Here is a 3,340-nt window from a genome sequence, read left to right as displayed (position 1 = left end):
GGGACCGTCGCGCCGGCGGCGAGGCTGCGGCGCATCGTGCGCGGGCGTCGACGCGCGAGACCAGCGAGGACGTCGCCAGGCGCGACGCGTCCGGCCTCGAGGAAGCCCCGCAGGCCAATTACGGCACCTCGGCCACCATCCCGACGCTTGATCCGGAACTGGCGCGGCAACTCGGGCTGCCGACCGCCGAGGACGATGACGAGGCGCTCGCCCGTCCGCCGCGCAGCAAGATGGAAGCGCTTGGCGTCAAGGCGACCGCCGACGCGCTGGAGAACCTGATCCGCGACGGCCGCCCGGAGTTCCGCAGGGATGACGGCTCGATGCGGGTGTGGACCCCGCACCGGCCGCCGCGCCCGGAGAAATCCGAAGGCGGCGTGCGGTTCGAGATCAAGTCGTCCTACGAGCCCAAGGGCGACCAGCCGACGGCGATCGCGGAGCTGGTCGAAGGCATTGGGCGCAACGACCGCACCCAGGTGCTGCTCGGCGTCACCGGCTCGGGCAAGACCTACACTATGGCCAAGGTGATCGAGGCGACGCAGCGCCCGGCGCTGATCCTGGCGCCGAACAAGACGCTGGCCGCGCAGCTCTATGGCGAGTTCAAGAGCTTCTTCCCCGACAACGCGGTCGAGTATTTCGTCAGCTATTACGACTACTACCAGCCGGAAGCCTACGTTCCGCGCACCGACACCTACATCGAGAAGGATTCTTCGATCAACGAGCAGATCGACCGCATGCGCCATTCGGCGACGCGCGCGCTGCTCGAGCGCGACGACGTCATCATCGTCGCTTCGGTGTCCTGCATCTACGGTATCGGCTCGGTCGAGACCTACACCGCGATGACCTTCGCGCTGAAGAAGGGCGAGCGCATCGACCAGCGGCAGCTGATCGCCGACCTGGTCGCGCTGCAATACAAGCGCACCCAGGCCGACTTCCCCCGCGGCACCTTCCGGGTTCGCGGCGACGTCATCGATATCTTCCCGGCGCACTATGAGGACCGCGCCTGGCGCGTGAACCTGTTCGGCGACACCATCGAGACCATCGAGGAGTTCGATCCGCTCACCGGCCACAAGCAGGACGAGCTCGAATTCATCAAGATGTACGCCAATTCGCACTATGTGACGCCGCGCCCGACCTTGGTGCAGGCGATCAAGTCGATCAAATCAGAATTGAAGATGCGGCTCGACCAGCTCAACGACCAGGGCCGCCTGCTGGAAGCGCAGCGGCTGGAGCAGCGCACCACCTTCGATCTCGAGATGATGGAGGCGACCGGAAGCTGCGCCGGCATCGAGAACTATTCGCGCTATCTGACCGGTCGCCGCCCCGGCGAGCCGCCGCCGACGCTGTTCGAATACGTGCCCGACAACGCGCTGGTGTTCGCCGACGAAAGCCACGTCACCGTGCCGCAGATCGGCGGCATGTTCCGCGGCGACTTCCGCCGCAAGGCAACGCTCGCCGAATACGGCTTCCGCCTGCCCTCCTGCATGGACAACCGCCCGCTCCGCTTCGAGGAATGGGACATGATGCGGCCGCAGACGGTCGCGGTGTCGGCGACGCCGAGCGGCTGGGAGATCAACGAAAGCGGCGGCGTGTTCGTCGAGCAGGTGATCCGCCCGACCGGGCTGATCGATCCTCCTGTCAATATTCGCCCCGCCCGCACCCAGGTCGACGACCTCGTAGGCGAGGTCCGCGCCACCGCGCAGGCCGGCTACCGCTCGCTGATCACGGTGCTGACAAAGCGCATGGCGGAGGATCTCACCGAATATCTGCATGAGCAGGGCATCCGCGTCCGCTACATGCACTCGGATATCGACACCATCGAGCGCATCGAGATCATCAGGGATCTCCGCCTCGGCGCATTCGACGCGCTGGTCGGCATCAATTTGCTGCGCGAGGGCCTCGACATTCCCGAATGCGCGCTGGTCGCGATCCTCGATGCCGACAAGGAAGGCTTTTTGCGCAGCGAAACATCTTTGATCCAGACCATCGGCCGCGCCGCGCGCAACGTCGACGGCAAGGTGATCCTCTATGCCGATCAGATGACCGGCTCGATGGAGCGCGCCATCGCCGAGACCAACCGCCGCCGCGAGAAGCAGGTCGAATACAACGAGGCCAACGGCATCACGCCGGAGAGCGTGAAGAAGTCGATCGGCGACATCCTCAGCTCCGTCTACGAGCGCGACCACGTGCTGGTCGAGATCGGCGATGGCGGCATGGCCGACGACGTGATCTCGATCGGGCATAATTTCGAGGCCGTGCTGAGCGACCTCGAAACACGGATGCGCGAGGCCGCGGCCGACCTGAACTTCGAGGAAGCCGCGCGGCTGCGCGACGAGGTCAAGCGCCTGCGCGCCACCGAGATGGCCGTGGTCGACGATCCGACCGCCAAGCAGCGCAACGTGCAGAAGCAGGCCGGCGCCTATGCCGGCACAAGAAAGTACGGCGACGCCGCCAACCTGCCGGTGGCGGCGCTGAAGAACAAGCCCGCGCAGACCTCGCTCAAGGCGGGCCGCGGCGGCAAGTCCGGCTCACGGGTGCACAAGCCCGACCTCGACGAGATGCACGGCCCGGAATCGCTGCCGTTCCGCCCCGACGGCGCACTGCCGGCAAAGCCGTTCGGCACGACGAGCCGGATCATCCAGCCGACGGACTCACGGCAGTCCGGGCCGGAGTTCGGGCCGTCGCCGCGATCGAGCGGCGGGGCGCCGGGGAAACGGGGCGGGTGGAAGAAGCGGTAATGTGCCGCACCACTGCGGCACCGCAACAATTCCTCTCCTTTAGGCAGTGTTTCCCCTACACTTTTGGCGAATACCTCCTTGAATTTCCTCGAAGCGTTAGTGTCATCAACCTAACGGTGCTACCTGTTGGTGCATTTGCGAATCGGGGGAATCTAGAAATCATGCTGGAAGGGCTGGCTTGCAGCAAAGCCGAACGTGTCGCGGAATTGAAGAAGCGCAAGCAGCGCTTTCAGCAGATCAAAGCGCATCCGGCAGACCGAGAGAAGATGATCGCGGACGGTTGGAGTGCAACCGGACGCGAGCTAAAGGACGGTCGCTTAGTTTTCGAGAAATCCAAAACTCACGACGAAATCTTGGAGAATCGATTTTGGTCGGTCCTATATTACCTAGGATACGATGAACTGAACGCCGGACGAAAATTCAAGATTCAAATAACGGATTCAAAGGGCGATAAAGACGTATCAAAGCAAGTTGATGTGTTTGCGAAAGATGATGACACCGTCGTTGTCGCCGAATGTAAGTCCGCGGCGACAAAGTCGGCACGCAACCTGCAAAAAGACATCATGGAGTTCGCCGCTCTGCAGAGATCCATTGTGCGAACGGTG

Annotated in this window: 2 protein-coding genes; both read left to right on the top strand. The window is 63.7% G+C overall.

The features are described from left to right. Positions 1-2,735: excinuclease ABC subunit UvrB (gene uvrB / locus H8B02_RS46330; protein WP_283842323.1), on the top strand; the 2,735-nt coding region annotated here is incomplete at its 5' end. Next, a partial coding sequence (locus tag H8B02_RS46325) for a hypothetical protein (protein WP_229172377.1) occupies positions 2,720-3,340 on the top strand: 621 nt, incomplete at its 3' end. The genes uvrB and H8B02_RS46325, both read left to right, overlap by 16 nt.

This window comes from Bradyrhizobium altum (assembly GCF_020889705.1).
Classification (GTDB): Bacteria; Pseudomonadota; Alphaproteobacteria; order Rhizobiales; family Xanthobacteraceae; genus Bradyrhizobium; species Bradyrhizobium altum.
This window is presented reverse-complemented; position numbering and strand designations above follow the sequence as displayed.